This window comes from Achromobacter sp. PD1 (genome assembly GCF_048541815.1).
Lineage (GTDB): Bacteria > Pseudomonadota > Gammaproteobacteria > Burkholderiales > Burkholderiaceae_B > Achromobacter > Achromobacter bronchisepticus_A.
This window is the reverse complement of sequence record NZ_CP183349.1, coordinates 6468580-6486247: the sequence shown is the minus strand read 5'-3', so window position 1 is coordinate 6486247 and position 17668 is coordinate 6468580. Positions and strand designations below refer to the sequence as shown.

Below are 17668 nucleotides of genomic sequence, written 5' to 3'. Positions count from 1 at the left end.
AACAACGGGTCCGCCTTTCATCACGGCGATTAAACCGTGAATCATAACTTATAATTTCCCCGGAAATAGCGCATAAATGCAGGCTATTCAAGCTTTGTAACGGGTTCGGCATATGCATACTGCCCTGTCCCGCCCCTCGGCCTTCGCTTATCGATTTGCAATCCCCCATGGCGCTCAATGACACAGATGTGGCCCGCATTGCCCGGCTGGCCAGAATCGAACTGACCCCCGACCAGCGCACCGTCGCGCAGGCCGAACTCAACGGCATCCTCCACCTGATCGAACGGCTCCAGTCCGTCGATACCCAGGGGGTCGAACCCCTGGCCCACCCGCTGTCCGCCCATGAGGACATCGTGCTGCGCCTGCGTGAAGATGTCGTGACCGAACCCAGCTCGGAGGCCCGCCGCGAGGAGCTGCTGGCCAACGCCCCCGACGCCCAGGAAGGCCTGTTCCTGGTTCCCAAGGTCCTGGATTAAGTCATGACGAAACCCGCTCTGCACACCCAATTCAAGGGGATCGCCGCCCTGCGCGCGGCCCTTGCGCAACGCCAGATCAGCGCCGTCGAGCTCGCCCAAAGCGGCCTGGCGGCCGCCGAAGCGGCCAGCGGCCTGAATTGCTTTTTACATATTGACGCCGAATTGACGCTGGCCCAGGCCCGCGCCGCCGACGCCGCGCTGGCGTCCGGTTCGGCCGGCCCCCTGGCCGGCATCCCGATCGCCCACAAGGACGCCTTCGTCACCCGCGGCTGGCGCACCACCGCCGGCAGCAAGATGCTCGACGGCTATGTCAGCCCGTTCGACGCTACCGTGGTCGAACGCCTGGGCGAGGCCGGCGCCGTGTCGCTGGGCAAGCTGAACTGCGACGAATTCGCCATGGGTTCCGGCAACGAGAACTCCGCCTACGGCGCCGTCAAGAACCCCTGGGACCATGCCGCCGTGCCCGGCGGCTCCTCGGGTGGCTCAGCCGCTGCCGTGGCTGCCCGCCTGGTGGCCGCCGCCACCGGCACCGACACCGGCGGCTCGGTGCGCCAGCCCGCCGCCCTGTGCGGCGTCAGCGGCATCAAGCCCACCTACGGCACCGTGTCCCGCTACGGCATGGTGGCCTTCGGCTCCAGCCTGGACCAGGCCGGCCCGCTGGCCGAAAGCGCCCGCGACCTGCTCGAATTGCTGGACGTCATCAGCGGCTTCGACCCGCGCGACGCCACCAGCCTGGAAAAATGCGACGCCGCCGCCAACGCGCCCGGCCGCGTCCGGCGTGACTTCGAGGCGGCCCAGGGCCGTTTCGACGCCGCCGGCAGCCAGCCCCTGAAGGGCCTGCGCATCGGCGTGCCCGCCGAGTACTTCGGCGCCGGCCTGGCCCCCGACGTGGCCGCCGCGGTCGAAGCCGCGCTGGTCCAGTTCGAGGCGCTGGGCGCCGTGCGCGTGCCGGTGTCGCTGCCGCGCACCGAACTCGCCATTCCCGCTTACTACGTCATCGCCCCCGCCGAAGCGTCCAGCAACCTGGCGCGCTACGACGGCGTGCGCTACGGCCACCGTGCCGCCCAGTACGGCGACCTGAACGAAATGATCAGCCGTTCGCGCGCCGAAGGCTTCGGCGACGAGGTCAAGCGCCGCATCCTGATCGGCACCTACGTGCTGTCCCACGGCTACTACGACGCCTACTACCTGCAGGCGCAGCGCCTGCGCCGCATGATCGCGCAGGACTTCCAGCGCGCCTATGCGGACCAGTGCGACGTGATCATGGGCCCGGTGACGCCCACGGTGGCCAAGAACATCGGCGACAACCGCGACGATCCCACGGCCGACTGGCTGGCCGACGTCTACACGCTGGGCGTGAGCCTGGCCGGCCTGCCTGCGATGTCGATCCCTTGCGGCTTCGGCGGCGCTGGCAACCAACGCCCCGTCGGTCTCCAGATCATCGGCAACTACTTCGACGAAGGCCGCCTGCTGGCCGTCGCCGACCGCTACCAACAAGTGACGGACTGGCACACGCGTGCCCCGGTCCAGCAAGGCTGAGAACATGAACTGGGAAATCGTCATCGGCCTGGAAACGCACACCCAGCTTTCCACCGACTCCAAGATTTTTTCGGGTAGCAGCACCGAATTCGGCGCCGCGCCCAACACCCACGCCAACGTGGTCGACCTGGCGCTGCCGGGCAGCCTGCCGGTCATGAACCGCGGCGCCGCCGAACGCGCCATCCGCTTCGGCCTGGCCGTGGGCGCCACCATCGCGCCGCGTTCGGTGTTCGCGCGCAAGAACTACTTCTACCCCGACCTGCCCAAGGGCTACCAGATCAGCCAGTACGAGCTGCCGGTGGTCGTGGGCGGTTCGCTGTCGTTCTTCGTGGGCGAGGAAGAAAAAACCGTCAACCTGACGCGCGCTCACCTGGAAGAAGACGCGGGCAAGTCCCTGCACGACGACTTCAGCCTGGCCAACGGCGCCCCCGGCAGCGGCATCGACCTGAACCGCGCCGGCACGCCGCTCCTGGAAATCGTGACGGAACCCGAAATGCGCTCGGCCGCCGAGGCCGTGGCCTACGCCCGCGCCCTGCACAGCCTGGTCGTGTGGCTGGGCATCTGCGACGGCAACATGCAGGAAGGCTCGTTCCGCTGCGACGCCAACGTGTCGGTCCGCCCTGTGGGCCAGAAGGAATTCGGCACCCGCACCGAGATCAAGAACGTCAACTCGTTCCGCTTCCTGGAACGCGCCATCGTCTATGAGGCGCGGCGCCAGATCGAGCTGATCGAGGACGGCGGCACGGTGGTCCAGGAAACCCGCCTGTACGACGCCGACCGCGACGAAACGCGCAGCATGCGCAGCAAGGAAGACGCGCACGACTACCGCTACTTCCCCGACCCCGACCTGCCCACGCTGGTGATCTCCAGCGCCTGGGTCGACGAGGTCCGCGCCGCCATGCCCGAACTGCCGGCCGCCCAGCGCGCCCGCTTCGAATCCGAATACGGCCTGCCCGCCTACGATGCCGCCCAGCTGACCGTCAGCCGCGACCTCGCCGCCTACTTCCAGGCGGTGGCGAACGCGCTGCCGGCCGGCCAGGCCAAGCTGGCCGCCAACTGGGTCATGGGTGAAGTCTCTGCCGCCCTGAACAAGGACGAGAAGAGCATCGCCGAGTCCCCGGTCCAGGCGCCGGCGCTGGCCGCCCTGATCGGCCGCATCATCGACGGCACCATCTCCAACAAGATCGCCCGCGAAGTCTTCGGCGCCATGTGGGCCGGCGAAAACGGGGGTCAGCCGGACGCCATCATCGAGGCGCGCGGCCTCAAGCAGATCAGCGACACCGGCGCCATCGGCGCCATGATCGACGAGGTGCTGGCCGCCAACCCGGCCATCGTGGAAGAGTACCGGGCCGGCAAGCAGAAGGCGTTCAATTCGCTGGTCGGCCAGATCATGAAGGCCGCCCGCGGCAAGGCGAATCCGCAGCAGGTGAATGATCTGTTGAAGCAGAAGCTGGATAGCTGACGCTTTTACTGAGGATCGGTCTGATAAGGGGCTGCGGCGCATTGCCGCAGCCTTTTTTTTGCCGAGAATGGCCAGATCAACTACTGGCCGGAGGCAGACATGACCCCTTATGTTGAAGTACCCCTTGAGCGCCTGAAAGACACGCTCGACACTCTGCTAGTCGCCGCGAGAGACGGATCTCGCATCGTCATCATGCACGAAGGCGAACCCTACGCCCAGATAAAAGCAGTCAACCCCATGATGAGCGAGAAGGCACACCAAGCCTTGGAATCGCTCGCGACGTTCCCGGGAATCGAGCATCCCACCTATGAAAGCTGGTGGGCCGCCGTCAAGCCGGTGCACGAATGAAATTGGTGCTCGACGCCTCGGTCGCCCTGAACTGGATGAACCTGCCCGATCAGCCGCTACGTACCAAGGCGTTCCGCATTCTGCAGGATCTCGACACCTACAGCGTGTGCGTGCCAACCATATGGCCGCTGGAAATCGCCCACGGAGCATTGCGGGCAGAGCGTACGGGAATGGCGGACGCCGGCATGCTGGCGCGGTTCCGAGAAATTCTGGAGGCTGTTCCCATCATCGAGGAATCGCGCCCAACGCAACTTTGGCTTTCTCGGAGCGTCTCGCTAGCCCGGGAATACCGGCTCACCGTCTATGACGCGTCATACCTGGAACTGGCGACTACCCTGGGCGCGACGCTGGCCACCTTTGATCAGCGACTTCATGAGGCCGCCCAGGCCTGTAACCTCGATATCCTGGGAGTTCTGTCCCGCTTGACGGAGCCTATCGTCCAATACGGCTCCTTCGACGCCGAAAGCGCTCGCTATTCGGCGAACAACAAGGCAGACGCCCCCAACTGGCGCATGCCCGATCACTTCACCCCATACTTCGTCCGATAAGCCAACACCGCCTCGCGGTGTTCGGCGAACGACGCATCATCCTGCAGCAACGCCAGGATGTCCGACAGCGAGGCAATCGACACCACCGGAATGCCGTAGGTCTTGGCCACGTCCTGCACGGCGGAATGCGCCGACAGCGCGTCGTCGGGACCCGCGCGTTCCATGCGGTCCATGGCGATCAGCACGGCGGCCGGCTCGGCGCCGGCGGCGCGGATGATCTCGACCGACTCGCGCACCGAGGTGCCCGCGGTGATCACGTCGTCAATGATGACGACCTTGCCCTTGAGCGGCGCGCCGACCAGGGTGCCGCCCTCGCCGTGGTCCTTGGCTTCCTTGCGGTTGTACGCGAATGGCACGTCGCCGCCCTTCATGTCCGGGTGGCCGGCCAGCGCCACGGCGGTAGCCGTGGACAGGGGGATGCCCTTGTAGGCCGGACCGAACAGCATGTCGAATTCCACGCCCGAATCCAGCAGCGCCTGGGCGTAGAACTGCGCCAGCTTGCCGACCGAGCGTCCGCTGTTGAACAGGCCCGCATTGAAGAAATAGGGACTGATTCGACCCGATTTGACCTTGAAGCTGCCGAAGCGCAGCACGCCCTCGTTCAAGGCGAAGCGGACGAAATCCAGGGCGGTGGCGGAAGATTGGGCGGCGGGCATGCGTAAAGGTCCGGTAGATGGCAAACGCCAGCATTTTATCCGCTGTCGGGGCTATTCCCGGGCGGCGGCGCGGAGTCGGTTAAATTGCTGCCATTGCCCCGGCCCTGGCGGCCGCTCAACAGGAGTTTCGCTTTGCTGCGCATCACGTCGATCAATCTCAACGGTATCCGGTCCGCCTTCCGCAAGGGCCTGCAACCCTGGATGGAAAAGCACGCCGCCGACGTGCTGTGCCTTCAGGAAATCAAGATATCCGACGAAGACCTGACCGACGACCTGCGCCACCCGCCCGGCTATACCGGGCACTTCCACCATGCCGTGAAGAAGGGCTATAGCGGCGTGGGTATCTATTTGCGCGACGCGGCCGAGCGTGTGAACGCCGGCCTGGAATGCGAGGAATTCGATCCCGAAGGCCGCATCATCCGCGCCGACTGGAAGAACCTGTCGGTCATCAGCGCCTACCTGCCCTCGGGCTCCAGCGGCGACGAGCGCCAGCAGGCCAAGTACCGCTTCCTGGACCGCTTCGGCCCCTGGATCGACGCCCTGATGCACGAGCACAAGACCACCGGCCGCGAGTTCATCATCTGCGGCGACTGGAACATCGCGCACAAGGAAATCGACCTGAAGAACTGGAAGGGCAACATGAAGAACTCGGGCTTCCTGCCCGAAGAGCGCGCCTGGCTGACCGACGTGTTCGACAAGCGCGGCTTCGTCGACGTGTTTCGCACCATCGACGACCGCCCCGACCAATACACCTGGTGGAGCAACCGCGGCCAGGCCTGGGCCAAGAACGTGGGGTGGCGCATCGACTACCAGATCGCGACGCCGGGCATCGCCGCCCGCGCCCGCAACGTGGCCATCTACAAGGACGAGCGCTTCTCGGACCACGCGCCCCTGACGATCGACTACGACGCCACGCTCTGAGCAGCATCCTCCGGATCCCCCGCCGCCTCCCTTAGCGTTGCGGCGGCTTCCCGGCGCAACCATTCCAGAAAGGCTGCCGCCCGCGGATCTTCTGAACAAGGCCGCGGCGACAGCAGCACGTAGGCCGAGCCGTCGCGGGCAAAGCCGCAAGGCGCCTGCAGCCGGCGGTCGCGCAAGGCGTCGCACGCCATCAAGGCGGAACCTATGGCCACCCCCAGGCCTGCGGCGGCGGCCTGCAAACTCAAATAGAAATGCTCGTAGGCCGGCCCGGCCCGGCGCGGGGGCTTCACGCCCGCCGCCCGCGCCCAGTGCCGCCAGGCTTGCGGACGCGTCGCGCTGCTGAGCGCAGACGCCCCGCCCCAATCCGCTGCGGCCGGGTCCGCGCCCGCGGCGCCGAGCAGTCCCGGCCGGCACACCGGTCCCGTCCATTCCTCGCAAACGCGCTCGGCATGCAGGGCCGCGTCCCAATCGAAGTCATTGCGGCGCAGCGCCACGTCCACGCCCTGGGCGGCGAAATCCACCGGTCCGCCCGCCGCGTACAGATGCACCTGCACGCCGGGATGGGCGCGCTGGAAGTCCGGCAGCCGCGGGATCAACCACATCATGGCGATGGTGGGTTCGCAGGACAGCACCAGCGGCGCATCTGCCGCCGGCTGGCGCAGCTTGGCCAGGCCCGTTGCCAGCTGCTCGAACAGGGCGCTAGTCACCTCGAACAGCTGCCTGCCGGCATCGGTCAGAAAAACAGCCCGGTTGCGGCGTTCGAACAGCGCCACGCCCAACGCATCCTCGAGCAGCCGGATCTGCCGGCTGACGGCGCCATGCGTCACGTGCAGCGTTTCGGCCGCCTTGCCGAAGGCCTGATGGCGGGCGGCGGCATCGAACACCCGCAGCGTATTGAGCGGTGGCAGTTTCATGGTGAAAGGTGAGTTTTTTTCACGAATATCCGGCATTAGAAATCGTTTTTCAGGCGCGCGCCAGCATCCCAAAATGCCGGCTCCGTTTCGAAACCCGCCGTCCTGTCGCCATGACCGAACTGATCGCCGTCGCCCTCATCACCATTCTTGCCGTCATCAGCCCCGGACCGGACTTCGCCATGGTCACGCGCAACAGCTATCTGTTCGGCCGGCGCACCGGCCTGATCTGCGCGCTGGGCATCGCGCTGGGCGTGCAGGTGCACGTGTTCTATACGATGTTCGGCGTCAGTCTGCTGGCGCATTACGCGCAGCCGGTGCTGCAGGGCATCAAGCTCGCGGGCGCCTGCTATCTGGTCTACATGGGCTGGAAGACTTTCTTCAACCGCACCCAGGTCAGCCGCGACCTGTCGGCCCGCCCGCCGATCACCGGCTGGCAGGCCTTATACAACGGCTTTCTGACCAATGCGCTCAATCCCAAGACCACGCTATTCGTGGTCAGCACCTATACGCAGGTCGTGTCGCCCGGCACGCCGCTGTCGCGGCAGTTCGGGTATGGCCTGTTCATGTCGCTGGCGCATTGGGTCTGGTTCGGCGCGGTCGCGTGGTCGGTGTCCTCGCCATTCTTGCGGCGGATGCTGCTGGATCATCAGCTTGCGGCCGATCGGGTGGTGGGAGCGGTCCTGATGGCCTTGGGCGCGGCGCTGGCCGCCGTGCAGTTGTAATCCTGCCGCAGGGTCTGATTTCGCTCAAATAAATAATGGGGACATATAATGGCGGCAATGGCCTTCATACCTCCCTGAATATGCCTGAAATCGACCTTTCTTTCCTCTCCGGAAATCGGAAGAACGCAATCCCTCTTGGGAGAAATAAATGGGGACACATATATTTCCCTAGGAAATTCAAGCATTTCTGCCCAAAACCCTTATAGAAATGGTTCATCCCCTTGATTCCAGGCATTAATGCGTCCCTATTAAATTAAAAGAAAAAGTGCTTTGATATCAAGGTGATGGCACTATTTTTCGGCTTTGCGCAGGGCAACATTTTGCCCCTACAATCCTCGCACCATACCGGTGCAGCCGTGCACCAAAAAAGAAATTTCGCGCCCCAATCCGGCGCAGTCCGCACCTATTCGAAGCACCCCCAAGGAGATCATGTTGAAAGTGCAGAGTCTGGACGACTTCCTGCGTGGCGTCGCCGCGCGCGACCCGCAGCAGCCTGAGTTCATGCAAGCCGTCCAGGAGGTGATGCTGAGTCTCTGGCCTTTCATCGAAAAGCACCCCCACTACGCCGAGCATGCCGTGCTCGAGCGCCTGGTGGAGCCGGAACGCGTGATCCAGTTCCGCGTGTGCTGGACCGATGACCGCGGCCAGGCCCAGGTCAACCGCGCTTTCCGCATCCAGCACAGCTCGGCCATCGGCCCCTTCAAGGGCGGCATGCGCTTCCACCCCTCGGTGAACCTGTCCATCCTCAAGTTCCTGGCCTTCGAACAGACCCTGAAGAACTCGCTCACCACGCTGCCCATGGGCGGCGGCAAGGGCGGCTCCGACTTCGATCCCAAGGGCAAGTCCGACGCAGAAGTCATGCGCTTCTGCCAGGCCCTGATGATCGAGCTGTACCGCCACCTGGGTCCGGACACCGACGTGCCGGCCGGCGACATCGGCGTGGGCGCGCGCGAAGTCGGCTTCATGGCCGGCATGATGAAAAAGCTGTCCAACTCGACCGCCAGCGTGTTCACCGGCAAGGGCCTGACCTTCGGCGGCAGCCTGATCCGCCCCGAAGCCACCGGCTACGGCACCGTGTACTTCGCTGAAGAAATGCTCAAGCGCGTGGGCAAGTCCTTCGACGGCCTGCGCGTGTCCGTGTCGGGCTCGGGCAACGTCGCCCAGTACGCGATCGAAAAAGCCATGGCGCTGGGCGCCAAGGTCGTGACCGTTTCCGACTCCAACGGCACCGTGGTGGACGAAGCCGGCTTCACGCACGAGAAGCTGGTTGCGCTGATGCACATCAAGAACGACCTGCGCGGCCGCCTGGACACCTACGCCCGCCAATTCGGCCTGACCTATGAGTCCGGCAAGCGTCCCTGGCACGTGCCGGTGGACGTGGCCCTGCCCTGCGCCACCCAGAACGAACTGGAACTGGCCGATGCGCAAACGCTGATCAAGAACGGTGTGCTGTGCGTCGCCGAAGGCGCCAACATGCCCGCCACGCTGGAAGCCGCCAAGGCCTTCATCGCGGCGCGCGTGCTGTACGCCCCGGGCAAGGCCAGCAACGCCGGCGGCGTGGCCGTGTCCGGCCTGGAAATGGCCCAGAATTCGGCCCGCCTGTCCTGGACGCGCGAGGAAGTCGACGCGCGCCTGCACGCCATCATGCGCGACATCCATGAAAACTGCGTGCGCCACGGCCACAGCGAGCGCGAGTACGTGAACTACCTGGACGGCGCCAACATCGCTGGCTTCGTGAAGGTGGCTGACGCGATGCGTCAGCAAGGCTTGTATTAATCCCCCCCCCCGAAGCGCTGCGCGCTTCCCCCCCAGGGGGGCGCCGCTGCGGACCGGCAGAGCCCGGCTCCGCGCGGCCCCGATTGGGGGAGACCGGCCTAATGCGAGCGGGTCTGCCTCTTCTTGTCTGATTGGACGGACCTGCCGCGACGGCGGGGAGCTGCCTGAGCCGGCCCCTGGGCCGGCTTAGTCTTTCATGCGACTACACCCCCGCGCCATCAGGCGCGGGCAGCGCGTAGCGCTTAATGCTTCATCGTGCCGTGGTTCATGCTGCCGTGGTTCATGCCGGGGTTGTGCGAGGCCGGCTTGACCGTGAATTGCACGACGACTTCGCCGGCCTTTTCGAACTTCAGCGTGGCCGGGACCGTGCCGCCTTCGGCAAACGGAGCCTTCAGCTTGATGAACATGACATGGTAGCCGCCCGGGCTGAGCTTGACCTCGGTGTCGGCCGGCAACGCAATGCCGCCTTCAACCTGACGCATCTTCGAGACGCCGTTCTCGGTCTGGACCGTGTGCAGTTCGACGCGCTCGGCCACGTCGGACGAGACCGACAGCAGGCGGTCCGCGGTCTTGGCGTCGTTGTCGATATCCATATACCCCGCGCCATTGGACTGGCCGGGCGCCGATGCGCGCACCCAGAGGTCGTCGACCTCGATCTGGCCAACCTTGTAGTCCTTCGCCCAGGCCGACCCGGCCGTACACAGGCCCAGGGCGGCGATGACAGCGAACTTGCGGATGTTCATGGGTTGTTCTCCTAGTGGGTTAACGCCGCCTGACCAGGCTGCGGGCAGCTGACAGGACCGAATCCGTCAGGGCTTCCATCGCTTCGGAGTTTACCCGCCAATGCTGCCAATACAGCGGCACATCCTCCCAGGCGCGGCCTCGAAGCAGCATCAGCTGACCTGCATCAAGGTGCTCCTGCACCAAGGGCAGCGGATTCATGGTCCAGCCGAGGCCGCCCAGCGTGGCCTGTACGAACGCGCGGGTGGAGGGCACCCACCAGACCGGCGGCTGCCACGGCGCGGGATCGGCGATCTTGTGCGCGAAGCGCGCCTGCAGCGCGTCCTTGCGGTTGAACACCAGCACCGGCGCCTGCGCCAGCGTCTGGGCGTTGACGCCCTGCGAGAAGTAGCGCTTGTGGAATTCCGGCGTGCAGGTGGCCACGTAGCGCATGCTGCCCAGCGCATGGATGCGGCAGCCCTGGACCGGCTCGGCCAGCGCGGTCACCGCGCCCAGCACCGATCCATTGCGCAGCAGCGTCGCGGTGTGGTCCTGGTCTTCGGACTGCATGTCCAGCGTGGCGCGGGTGCGCGCCGAAAACTGTACGGCCGCGTCGACGAACCAGGTCTCCAGGCTGTCGTGATTGACCGCGACCGGGATGCTGGCATACGGCACATCGTCGTCCGCCACGCCCAGGCGGTCGAGCGCGTCATGCTCCAGCAGCGCCGTCTGCTCGGCCAGCCGCACCAGCACCTGGCCGTCCGCCGTCGCCACCGCCGGCACGGTGCGCTGGACCAGCAAGCGGCCCATGCGGTCCTCCAGCGCCTTGATCCGTTGCGACACCGCGGATGGCGTGACGCTGAGCGATAGCGCCGCCCGCTCGAAACTGCCTTCCCGCACCACCGCGGCCAGGGCCCGCAGGTTGCCGTGATCGATTTTCATAAGATTAGTTTTGCTTAAGATAGTGAAGGAAAATTAGCTTTATTTCATATTCATCGCAAGCGAAAATGCCTTATTACCGGAGCGCCGATATCGCCCGGCGTTGTCATCCAAGCGCCGCCACAGGCGTAGCAGCACAGGTGCAGGTCATGTTCGCCACGTTGTCATCCCCCCTCTTTTTCACTGCCTGGGCCAGCGGCACGGCCACCGGGCTGGGCCTGTTCGCGGTCGTGGGCGCGCAAAGCGCGTTCATCCTGCGACAGGGGCTGATGCGCGCCCACCTCTTGAGCGTGGTCGCCATCTGCGCGCTGATCGACGCCGTCTTCATCTTCGCCAGCGTCTCCGGCCTGCAGGCGCTCACCGCCTGGTTCCCCTGGCTGACGACCGCCGTGCTGTGGTTCGGCGTGGCCTTCCTGTCGTGGTACGCGCTGCAGTCGGCGCGCCGCGCCTGGACCGCCACCGGCGGCCTGGCCGCCGCCCGCGACGTGGTGCCTTCGCGCCGCGCCGCCATGCTGGGCGCGCTGGGCTTTTCGCTGCTGAATCCGCATTTCTGGCTGGACATGGTGGTGGTCGGCTCGCTGGCGCACGGCTTCGAGGAAGCACGCATGGCATTCGCCGCCGGCGCCTTCACCGCCAGCCTGCTGTGGCTCGCCGTGCTCGGCATCGGCTCGCGCCTGTTCGCCCCGTTCTTCGCCAGCGCATCGGCCTGGCGCGTGCTGGACGGCATCATCGCGGTGGTCATGGCCGCGCTGGCGGTCAGCCTGGCGCTGAAGGGCGTTTGACGCCGTACAAAGACGTTTAAGCTACGCCCCCAGCAGTTCCCCAGAACGACCGCCCGGACCTCCCGGCGGCCGGTTTTCTTGCGGCGGCCGCCGCGTCCGGAGTCCCTCATGTACAGCTCCACCTTCATCTTCGCCACCAGGCAGTTCGACGATGATTTCCACCGCCTGGATAAAGCCATCGCCGCCGCCGCCCGCGCCATTCCAGGCTACGCGGGCGAAGAGAGCTGGGCTGACGCCACGCGCGGCCTGATCTCCAACGTCTACTACTGGGAATCGCTGGAGGCGCTGGAACAACTGATCCGCCACCCCGCGCACCTGCAGGCCAAGGCCGCGCAAGCGCGCTGGCTGGACGGCTATCGCGTGGAAATCTGCCAGGTGCTCAGGCGCTACGGCGAGGGGCTGGCCCCGCCGTCCTTATAATCTGCCGGTTGCCATTCTTTCGTCGGGCGCAACACCGGCCCGCCAGACGATCATGCGCGGTCCCTCCCCTTCCAAAGATGTGCGCCTGCCCCCCCTTGCCGCCATCCAGGCCTTCGAAGCCGCTGCCCGCCTGGGTTCCTTCGAACGCGCCAGCGAAGAGCTGTTTGTCACCGCCAGCGCCATCGGCAAGCGCATCGCCGCGCTGGAGACCTTGCTGGACGTCACCCTCTTCATTCGCAGCAGCCGCGGCGCCACGCTGAGCTCCGCCGGGCGCGAATACCTGGACCAGGTACGTACCGCGCTGGACCTGCTGTCGGACGCCTCCCTGCACAAGCGCGGCGAACCCAAGCTCGAACCCCTGCGTGTCGTCTCTACCCCCACGTTCGCCCGCCAGGTGCTGATCCCCGCGCTGCCCGGCTTCACCGCCGCGCATCCGGAGGTGGAGCTGGAAATCATGCTGTCCATTCCCTACCTGGACATCATGCCGCCCAATGCCGACGTCTGGGTGCGCTTCGGCAGCGGCAAATATCCAGGCTTGAACGCACGCCAACTGACGGCCGATCCCGTGTTCGCGGTCTGCGCGCCCGGCTACCGCGACCAGCACGGCCCCTTCGAGCGGCCCGCCGATCTGGCGCGGGCGCAACTGCTGCGCTGCCCCATGGAGCCGTGGCGGCCCTGGCTGGCCGCCGCCGGGCTGGACTGGCCCGAGCCCGCGCGCGGCGTGTGGCTGGTGGACCTGGGCATCATGCTGGCGGCTGCGCGCGCCGGCCAGGGCCTGGCGCTCACGCGACGCGCGCTGGCAGCCGAATGGCTGGACGAGGGCAAGCTGGTGCGCGTCCTGGACATCGAAATCCCCGGCGAATGCCAGTATTACCTGTGCACCGAAACCTCGCGCCCGCCGGGCAGGGCAGTCCAAGCGTTTTCCCTATGGTTGGAAGGCGTGTGCAAACAGGTTTCCCAATGGCCGCAAGGCCCGCAGGCCGGTAAGGAATAAATTTCCAGACCGGGGCGGAATGAAATTCCGCGCAATCCGTCGCCGCGCTGGCTAGGATGCGGCCAATGCAACGTCCCGCCCATGTCCTCAACGGCACGCAGCCGCCCCCCTTCCCAATCCCAGGCCGCGCCATCGCGCATGGCAGGACACCCTATACGTTTGTACTAGGTATTTACGCGGAAAAACCCTGCCGGGTCAGTTTCGCGTAAGTGATTAGGCAGACAGTCACGACACGCCACACAGGAGAGCGCCGCAGCAACGATTTCCGCCGCCTGGCGCCGGCACACGGTTTTCCACGCAGTTCTACCAATTACAACGGAGACATCCATGGATTTTCGTTTGAAGCTGCTTGCAGGAACCCTTGCACTTGCCGCAACGGCCGCGTCCCACGCCGCCGACCCCATCAAGATCGGCGTGGCCGGCCCCTATACAGGCGGCTCGTCCTCCATGGGCGTCAGCATGCGCGACGGCGTGCGCCTGGCCATTGAAGAAATCAACAAGAACGGCGGCGTCATGGGACGCCAATTGATCGCCGTCGAACGCGACGACGAAGCCAAGAACGAGCGCGGCGTGCAGATCGCGCAAGAGCTGATCAACAAGGAACAGGTGGCGGCCACCGTCGGCTACATCAATACCGGCGTGGCGCTGGCCTCGCAGCGCTTCTACCAGGACGCCAAGATTCCCGTGTTCAACAACGTGGCCACGGGCAGCGTGATCACGCACCAGTTCAAGGCGCCGGAATACCCGAACAACTACGTGTTCCGCAACGCCGCGCACGACAGCATCCAGGCCCCGATGATCGTGGAAGAAGCGGTGACCCGCCGCGGCTTCAAGAAGGTCGCGATCCTGGCCGACTCCACCAACTACGGCCAGCTCGGCCGCGAAGACCTGGAAAAGGCCCTGGACGCCAAGGGCATCAAGCCCGTGGCCGTGGAGAAGTTCAACATCAAGGACGTCGACATGACGGCCCAGCTGTTGAAAGCCAAGGCCGCCGGCGCCGAAGCCGTGCTGACCTACGGCATCGGCCCAGAACTGGCCCAGGTCGCCAACGGCATGACCAAGCTGGGCTGGAAGGTGCCGATCATCGGCAGCTGGACCCTGTCCATGGCCAACTACATCGACAACTCCGGCGCCAACGGCGAAGGCGCGCGCATGCCGCAGACCTTCATCCAGGACCCGGACACGCCCAAGCGCAAGGCCTTCATCGACGCCTACCTGGCCAAGTTCAAGCCCAAGAACAACCGCATCGACTCGCCGGTGTCGGCCGCCCAGGGCTATGACTCGATCTATCTGCTGGCCGCGGCCTTCAAGCAGGCCAACTCCACCGACGGCCCGAAGGTCCGCGAGGCCCTCGAAAACCTGCAGACGCCCGTCGAGGGCGTGGTGATGACCTACAACAAGCCCTTCAGCGCAGACAACCACGACGCGATCACCGCGAAGGAAGTGGTCATCGGCGAGGTCAAGGGCGGCCGCGTCATCAAGGCCAACTAAGGTCCCGCAGCGCATCCCGGCGGCGGCTGCCCGGCCGCCGCCAGCCGCGCCCTGTCGCCCAGGGCGCGGGCTTGCCGCCGCCTGAAAACCGCGTTCTGCCCAAGGGGGTTGGGACGGAACCACAGCGCCACACGACACACACCATGATTCTTCTACAGCTCATCTATAGCGGTATCGCGCTGGGCATGATCTATGCCGTCATCGCGTTCGGATACCAGCTCACGTTCGCCACGTCGGGCACCCTGAACTTCGGCCAGGGCGAAGCCCTGATGCTGGGCGCGCTGGTCGGCCTGACGCTGGTCGGCCTGGGCGTGAACTACTGGGTGATGATACCCATCGTCTGCATCTTCGGATTCGCGCAAGGCGCGCTGGTCGAACGCGTGGGCGTCAGGCCCGCCATCAAGACCCGCTCGGAGTTCGGCTGGATCATGGCCACCATCGCGCTGGGCATCATCTTCAAGAACGTCGCCGAGAACATCTGGGGCCGCGACGACCTGCGCTTCCCTTCGCCGCTGCCGGAAGCGCCGATCCAGGTGCTGGGCGCCAACGTGCTGCCCATGGAACTGCTGGTGGTGTTCGGCGCGCTGGCGATGATGCTGCTGGTGGAAATCTTCAATCGCAAGTCCATCTACGGCAAGGCCTTCGTCGCAACGTCCAACGACCGCGACGCCGCCGGCCTGATGGGCATCAACACCGGCATGGTGATCACGTTTTCCTACGCGCTGTCCTCGCTGACGGCCGCGTTCGCCGGCGTGCTGGTCGCGCCCCTGACCCTGACCGGCGCCACCATGGGCGCGGTGCTGGGCCTCAAGGCCTTCGCCGTCGCCATTATCGGCGGGCTGTCCAGCGGCATGGGCGTGGTGGTGGGCGGACTGATCCTGGGGATCGCCGAAACGACCACCGGTTTCTATCTTTCAACGGGGTACAAAGACGTGCCGGGATTGGTGTTGCTGCTGCTCGTACTGACCTTCAAGCCCGCCGGCCTGTTCGGCAAGACCGCGATCAAGAAGGTGTAAGCGATGAAACCCTTGCACCTTTTGCTATCCATCGTGGCCGTGGCCTGCCTGGCCGCCGTGCCGCTGGGCGTGACCAACACGTACTACCTGCACCTGATCGAAACCATCATGATCTATTCGATCCTGCTGTTCGGGCTCGATATCGTGGTGGGCTATACCGGCCAGGTGTCGCTGGGCCACGCCGGCCTGTTCGGCATCGGCTCGTACGTCGCCGGCGTGCTGTTCTTCCATCTGCAGATGCCCATCTGGGTGATCCTGCCCGCCGCCATCCTGATCGCGGCGGCCTTCGGCGCGGTGCTGGCGCTGCCGGCGCTGCGGGTCACAGGGCCGTACCTGGCGATGGTGACGCTGGCGTTCGGCACCATCATCCAGATCCTGATCAACGAGATGACCTTCATGACCGAAGGGCCCTTGGGCATCAAGATCTCCAAGCCCGCCATCGCCGGACACGTGCTGACCAAGAGCGAATACTTCTGGCTGGTCGCGGCGCTGCTGGTGCTGTCGCTGATCGTGGTGCACCGCATCCTGAAGTCGCACCTGGGCCGCTCGTTCGAGGCCCTGCGCGACAGCCCCATCGCTTCCGACTGCATGGGCGTGTCGGTCTACCGGCACAAGGTGTTCGCCTTCGTCATCAGCGCCGGCTTCGCCGGCCTGGCCGGCGCGCTGTACTCGTATTCGGAACAGTACATCTCGCCCAACACCTACAACTTCGAACTGACCATCCTGTTCCTGCTGGCCATCATCATGGGCGGACGCAAGAGCCGCACGGGCGCGCTGCTGGGCGCGTCCATCATCGTGCTGCTTCCCAAGATGCTGGATGACATCGCGACCTTCCGGCTGATCGCGCTGGCCGTGGCAATCCTGGTCACTGTAGGCAGCGCCATCGCGATCTCCAAGGGCCGCACCGAACCCCGCCGCGTCGCCGTGCCGGTGATCGGCACCATCCTGCTGGCGGTGTTCTCATACTGGCTGGAAGCGGTCACCGACTGGCGCCTGACGATCTTCGGCGCCATGATCCTGTTCGTCGTGTACTACCTGCCCGACGGCATCGTGGGCTTCGTGCGCAACCTGTTCTTCTCCAACCGCCGCGCCGCGCTCTCGGTCAAATCGGATCTGGTGAAGGCGCAAGAAGCCGTGCCCGATGCGGCCAAGGGCAAGGGCGACACGCTGCTCGCGGCCAAGGGCGTGCTGATGCAGTTCGGCGGCCTGAAGGCGCTGAACCAGGTCGACCTGACCGTCAAGCGCGGCACCATCCATGGCCTGATCGGCCCCAACGGCTCCGGCAAGAGCACCATGATGAACGTGCTGACGGGCATCTACGTGCCGACCGCCGGCGCGGTGGAGTTCTCGGGCAAGTCGCTGGTCGGCATGACACCGGCCGACATTGCCGAAACCGGTATCGCGCGCACCTTCCAAAACGTGCAGCTGTTCGGCGAAATGACGGCGCTGGAAAACGTGCTGGTCGGCCTGCACCACACCTTCACCACGGGCCTGGCCGGCATCGCGCTGCGCACCTCCAAATGGAAGGGCGAGGAACAGGGCGCCCGCGCCCGCGCCATGGCGCTGCTGGAATTCGTGGGCCTGGAATCCCTGGCCAGCGAAGAGGCGCGCAACTTGCCCTACGGCAAGCAGCGCCTCCTGGAAATCGCCCGCGCGCTGGCGCTGGACCCGCAACTGCTGTTGCTGGACGAACCCGCGGCCGGCCTGACCGCGCCCGACATCGTCGAACTGCTGGCCATCATCCGCAAGGTGCGCGACCACGGCATCACGCTGATCCTCATCGAACACCACATGGACGTGGTGATGGGAGTCTGCGACACCGTGTCGGTGCTGGACTTCGGCCAGAAGATCGCCGAGGGCTTGCCCAACGAAGTGCAAAGCAACGCCAAGGTCATCGAGGCGTATCTGGGCGGCGCGCCCGCCTGACGCCAAGGGGACAACAAG

The 17668-nt window shown here is 65.5% G+C and carries 18 protein-coding genes; 14 read left to right on the top strand and 4 right to left on the bottom strand.

Annotated elements, in window-relative coordinates:
• Positions 1-167 precede the first annotated feature (167 nt).
• The 5 genes from gatC to ACM1PE_RS30575 all read left to right on the top strand — a co-directional run bounded on the left by gatC (position 168) and on the right by ACM1PE_RS30575 (position 4373).
• The gene (gene gatC, locus ACM1PE_RS30595; RefSeq protein WP_054456891.1) at positions 168-476 is read left to right on the top strand and encodes an Asp-tRNA(Asn)/Glu-tRNA(Gln) amidotransferase subunit GatC; all 309 of its coding nucleotides are present in this window, start codon (positions 168-170) and stop codon (positions 474-476) included.
• A 3-nt stretch (positions 477-479) separates the two neighbouring features.
• A complete protein-coding gene (gene gatA, locus ACM1PE_RS30590) occupies positions 480-2015 on the top strand; it encodes an Asp-tRNA(Asn)/Glu-tRNA(Gln) amidotransferase subunit GatA (protein WP_251878226.1) in 1536 nt (511 codons plus the stop codon).
• Positions 2016-2019: 4 nt separating this feature from the next.
• Complete coding sequence (gene gatB / locus ACM1PE_RS30585) at positions 2020-3477, top strand: Asp-tRNA(Asn)/Glu-tRNA(Gln) amidotransferase subunit GatB (protein ID WP_059380003.1); 1458 nt, start codon at positions 2020-2022, stop codon at positions 3475-3477.
• Positions 3478-3576: 99 nt separating this feature from the next.
• Entirely contained in the window at positions 3577-3825 is a 249-nt protein-coding gene (locus tag ACM1PE_RS30580) for a hypothetical protein (protein ID WP_059380002.1), read from the top strand.
• Positions 3822-4373: a type II toxin-antitoxin system VapC family toxin gene (locus ACM1PE_RS30575; protein WP_419342051.1), complete on the top strand. Its 552-nt coding sequence runs from the start codon at positions 3822-3824 to the stop codon at positions 4371-4373. Before ACM1PE_RS30580 ends, ACM1PE_RS30575 begins: the two co-directional genes overlap by 4 nt.
• On the opposite strand, the gene pyrE is transcribed toward ACM1PE_RS30575, so the two are convergent.
• On the bottom strand, positions 4346-5029 hold the full coding sequence (pyrE, locus tag ACM1PE_RS30570; RefSeq protein ID WP_118933236.1) for an orotate phosphoribosyltransferase: 684 nt from the start codon (positions 5027-5029) through the stop codon (positions 4346-4348). The two genes, ACM1PE_RS30575 and pyrE, sit on opposite strands and share 28 nt — an antisense overlap.
• Before the next feature lie 132 nt (positions 5030-5161).
• Between pyrE and ACM1PE_RS30565 the strand changes: the two genes are divergently transcribed.
• The gene (locus ACM1PE_RS30565; RefSeq protein WP_054456902.1) at positions 5162-5950 is read left to right on the top strand and encodes an exodeoxyribonuclease III; all 789 of its coding nucleotides are present in this window, start codon (positions 5162-5164) and stop codon (positions 5948-5950) included.
• Here ACM1PE_RS30565 and ACM1PE_RS30560 read toward each other — a convergent pair.
• Entirely contained in the window at positions 5932-6864 is a 933-nt protein-coding gene (locus tag ACM1PE_RS30560; RefSeq protein WP_306634535.1) for a LysR substrate-binding domain-containing protein, read from the bottom strand. The genes ACM1PE_RS30565 and ACM1PE_RS30560 overlap by 19 nt on opposite strands.
• Before the next feature lie 110 nt (positions 6865-6974).
• Between ACM1PE_RS30560 and ACM1PE_RS30555 the strand changes: the two genes are divergently transcribed.
• Together ACM1PE_RS30555 and gdhA are read left to right on the top strand one after the other, a co-directional pair.
• Positions 6975-7586 carry a LysE family translocator gene (locus ACM1PE_RS30555; RefSeq protein ID WP_118933238.1) on the top strand — a complete coding sequence of 204 codons (612 nt, stop codon included), beginning with the start codon at positions 6975-6977 and terminating at the stop codon, positions 7584-7586.
• 429 nt (positions 7587-8015) lie between these two features.
• Positions 8016-9362, top strand: coding sequence for an NADP-specific glutamate dehydrogenase (gdhA, locus tag ACM1PE_RS30550; protein WP_054456908.1), 1347 nt, complete (start codon positions 8016-8018; stop codon positions 9360-9362).
• Between the two features lie 242 nt (positions 9363-9604).
• Here gdhA and ACM1PE_RS30545 read toward each other — a convergent pair whose 3' ends face one another.
• Both ACM1PE_RS30545 and ACM1PE_RS30540 read right to left on the bottom strand, forming a co-directional pair.
• Positions 9605-10105 carry a copper chaperone PCu(A)C gene (locus tag ACM1PE_RS30545; protein WP_419342050.1) on the bottom strand — a complete coding sequence of 167 codons (501 nt, stop codon included), beginning with the start codon at positions 10103-10105 and terminating at the stop codon, positions 9605-9607.
• Between the two features lie 19 nt (positions 10106-10124).
• The gene (locus ACM1PE_RS30540) at positions 10125-11024 is read right to left on the bottom strand and encodes a LysR family transcriptional regulator ArgP (protein WP_042796077.1); all 900 of its coding nucleotides are present in this window, start codon (positions 11022-11024) and stop codon (positions 10125-10127) included.
• Positions 11025-11170: 146 nt separating this feature from the next.
• Between ACM1PE_RS30540 and ACM1PE_RS30535 the strand changes: the two genes are divergently transcribed.
• The 6 genes from ACM1PE_RS30535 (at position 11171) to ACM1PE_RS30510 (ending at position 17650) form a co-directional block, all read left to right on the top strand.
• Positions 11171-11803 (top strand): LysE/ArgO family amino acid transporter, encoded by a 633-nt coding sequence (locus tag ACM1PE_RS30535; RefSeq protein WP_054457287.1) that lies wholly within the window; start codon positions 11171-11173, stop codon positions 11801-11803.
• 108 nt (positions 11804-11911) lie between these two features.
• Positions 11912-12223, top strand: a complete 312-nt coding sequence (locus tag ACM1PE_RS30530; protein WP_419342049.1) for an antibiotic biosynthesis monooxygenase family protein — start codon at positions 11912-11914, stop codon at positions 12221-12223.
• Between the two features lie 52 nt (positions 12224-12275).
• Complete coding sequence (locus ACM1PE_RS30525) at positions 12276-13217, top strand: LysR substrate-binding domain-containing protein (RefSeq protein ID WP_059379994.1); 942 nt, start codon at positions 12276-12278, stop codon at positions 13215-13217.
• A 327-nt stretch (positions 13218-13544) separates the two neighbouring features.
• Entirely contained in the window at positions 13545-14708 is a 1164-nt protein-coding gene (locus ACM1PE_RS30520) for an ABC transporter substrate-binding protein (RefSeq protein ID WP_059379993.1), read from the top strand.
• A 143-nt stretch (positions 14709-14851) separates the two neighbouring features.
• Positions 14852-15724 (top strand): branched-chain amino acid ABC transporter permease, encoded by an 873-nt coding sequence (locus tag ACM1PE_RS30515; protein WP_013396765.1) that lies wholly within the window; start codon positions 14852-14854, stop codon positions 15722-15724.
• Between the two features lie 3 nt (positions 15725-15727).
• Complete coding sequence (locus ACM1PE_RS30510; RefSeq protein ID WP_059379992.1) at positions 15728-17650, top strand: branched-chain amino acid ABC transporter ATP-binding protein/permease; 1923 nt, start codon at positions 15728-15730, stop codon at positions 17648-17650.
• Positions 17651-17668 lie beyond the last annotated feature (18 nt).

Bases quoted from the DNA above. Each gene is read 5' to 3' on its own strand.
- gatC (WP_054456891.1), top strand. From the start codon at position 168: ATGGCGCTCAATGACACAGATGTGGCCCGCATTGCCCGGCTGGCCAGA.
- gatA (WP_251878226.1), top strand. From the start codon at position 480: ATGACGAAACCCGCTCTGCACACCCAATTCAAGGGGATCGCCGCCCTG.
- gatB (WP_059380003.1), top strand. From the start codon at position 2,020: ATGAACTGGGAAATCGTCATCGGCCTGGAAACGCACACCCAGCTTTCC.
- ACM1PE_RS30580 (WP_059380002.1), top strand. From the start codon at position 3,577: ATGACCCCTTATGTTGAAGTACCCCTTGAGCGCCTGAAAGACACGCTC.
- ACM1PE_RS30575 (WP_419342051.1), top strand. From the start codon at position 3,822: ATGAAATTGGTGCTCGACGCCTCGGTCGCCCTGAACTGGATGAACCTG.
- pyrE (WP_118933236.1), bottom strand. From the start codon at position 5,029: ATGCCCGCCGCCCAATCTTCCGCCACCGCCCTGGATTTCGTCCGCTTC.
- ACM1PE_RS30560 (WP_306634535.1), bottom strand. From the start codon at position 6,864: ATGAAACTGCCACCGCTCAATACGCTGCGGGTGTTCGATGCCGCCGCC.
- ACM1PE_RS30555 (WP_118933238.1), top strand. From the start codon at position 6,975: ATGACCGAACTGATCGCCGTCGCCCTCATCACCATTCTTGCCGTCATC.
- gdhA (WP_054456908.1), top strand. From the start codon at position 8,016: ATGTTGAAAGTGCAGAGTCTGGACGACTTCCTGCGTGGCGTCGCCGCG.
- ACM1PE_RS30545 (WP_419342050.1), bottom strand. From the start codon at position 10,105: ATGAACATCCGCAAGTTCGCTGTCATCGCCGCCCTGGGCCTGTGTACG.
- ACM1PE_RS30540 (WP_042796077.1), bottom strand. From the start codon at position 11,024: ATGAAAATCGATCACGGCAACCTGCGGGCCCTGGCCGCGGTGGTGCGG.
- ACM1PE_RS30535 (WP_054457287.1), top strand. From the start codon at position 11,171: ATGTTCGCCACGTTGTCATCCCCCCTCTTTTTCACTGCCTGGGCCAGC.
- ACM1PE_RS30530 (WP_419342049.1), top strand. From the start codon at position 11,912: ATGTACAGCTCCACCTTCATCTTCGCCACCAGGCAGTTCGACGATGAT.
- ACM1PE_RS30525 (WP_059379994.1), top strand. From the start codon at position 12,276: ATGCGCGGTCCCTCCCCTTCCAAAGATGTGCGCCTGCCCCCCCTTGCC.
- ACM1PE_RS30520 (WP_059379993.1), top strand. From the start codon at position 13,545: ATGGATTTTCGTTTGAAGCTGCTTGCAGGAACCCTTGCACTTGCCGCA.
- ACM1PE_RS30515 (WP_013396765.1), top strand. From the start codon at position 14,852: ATGATTCTTCTACAGCTCATCTATAGCGGTATCGCGCTGGGCATGATC.
- ACM1PE_RS30510 (WP_059379992.1), top strand. From the start codon at position 15,728: ATGAAACCCTTGCACCTTTTGCTATCCATCGTGGCCGTGGCCTGCCTG.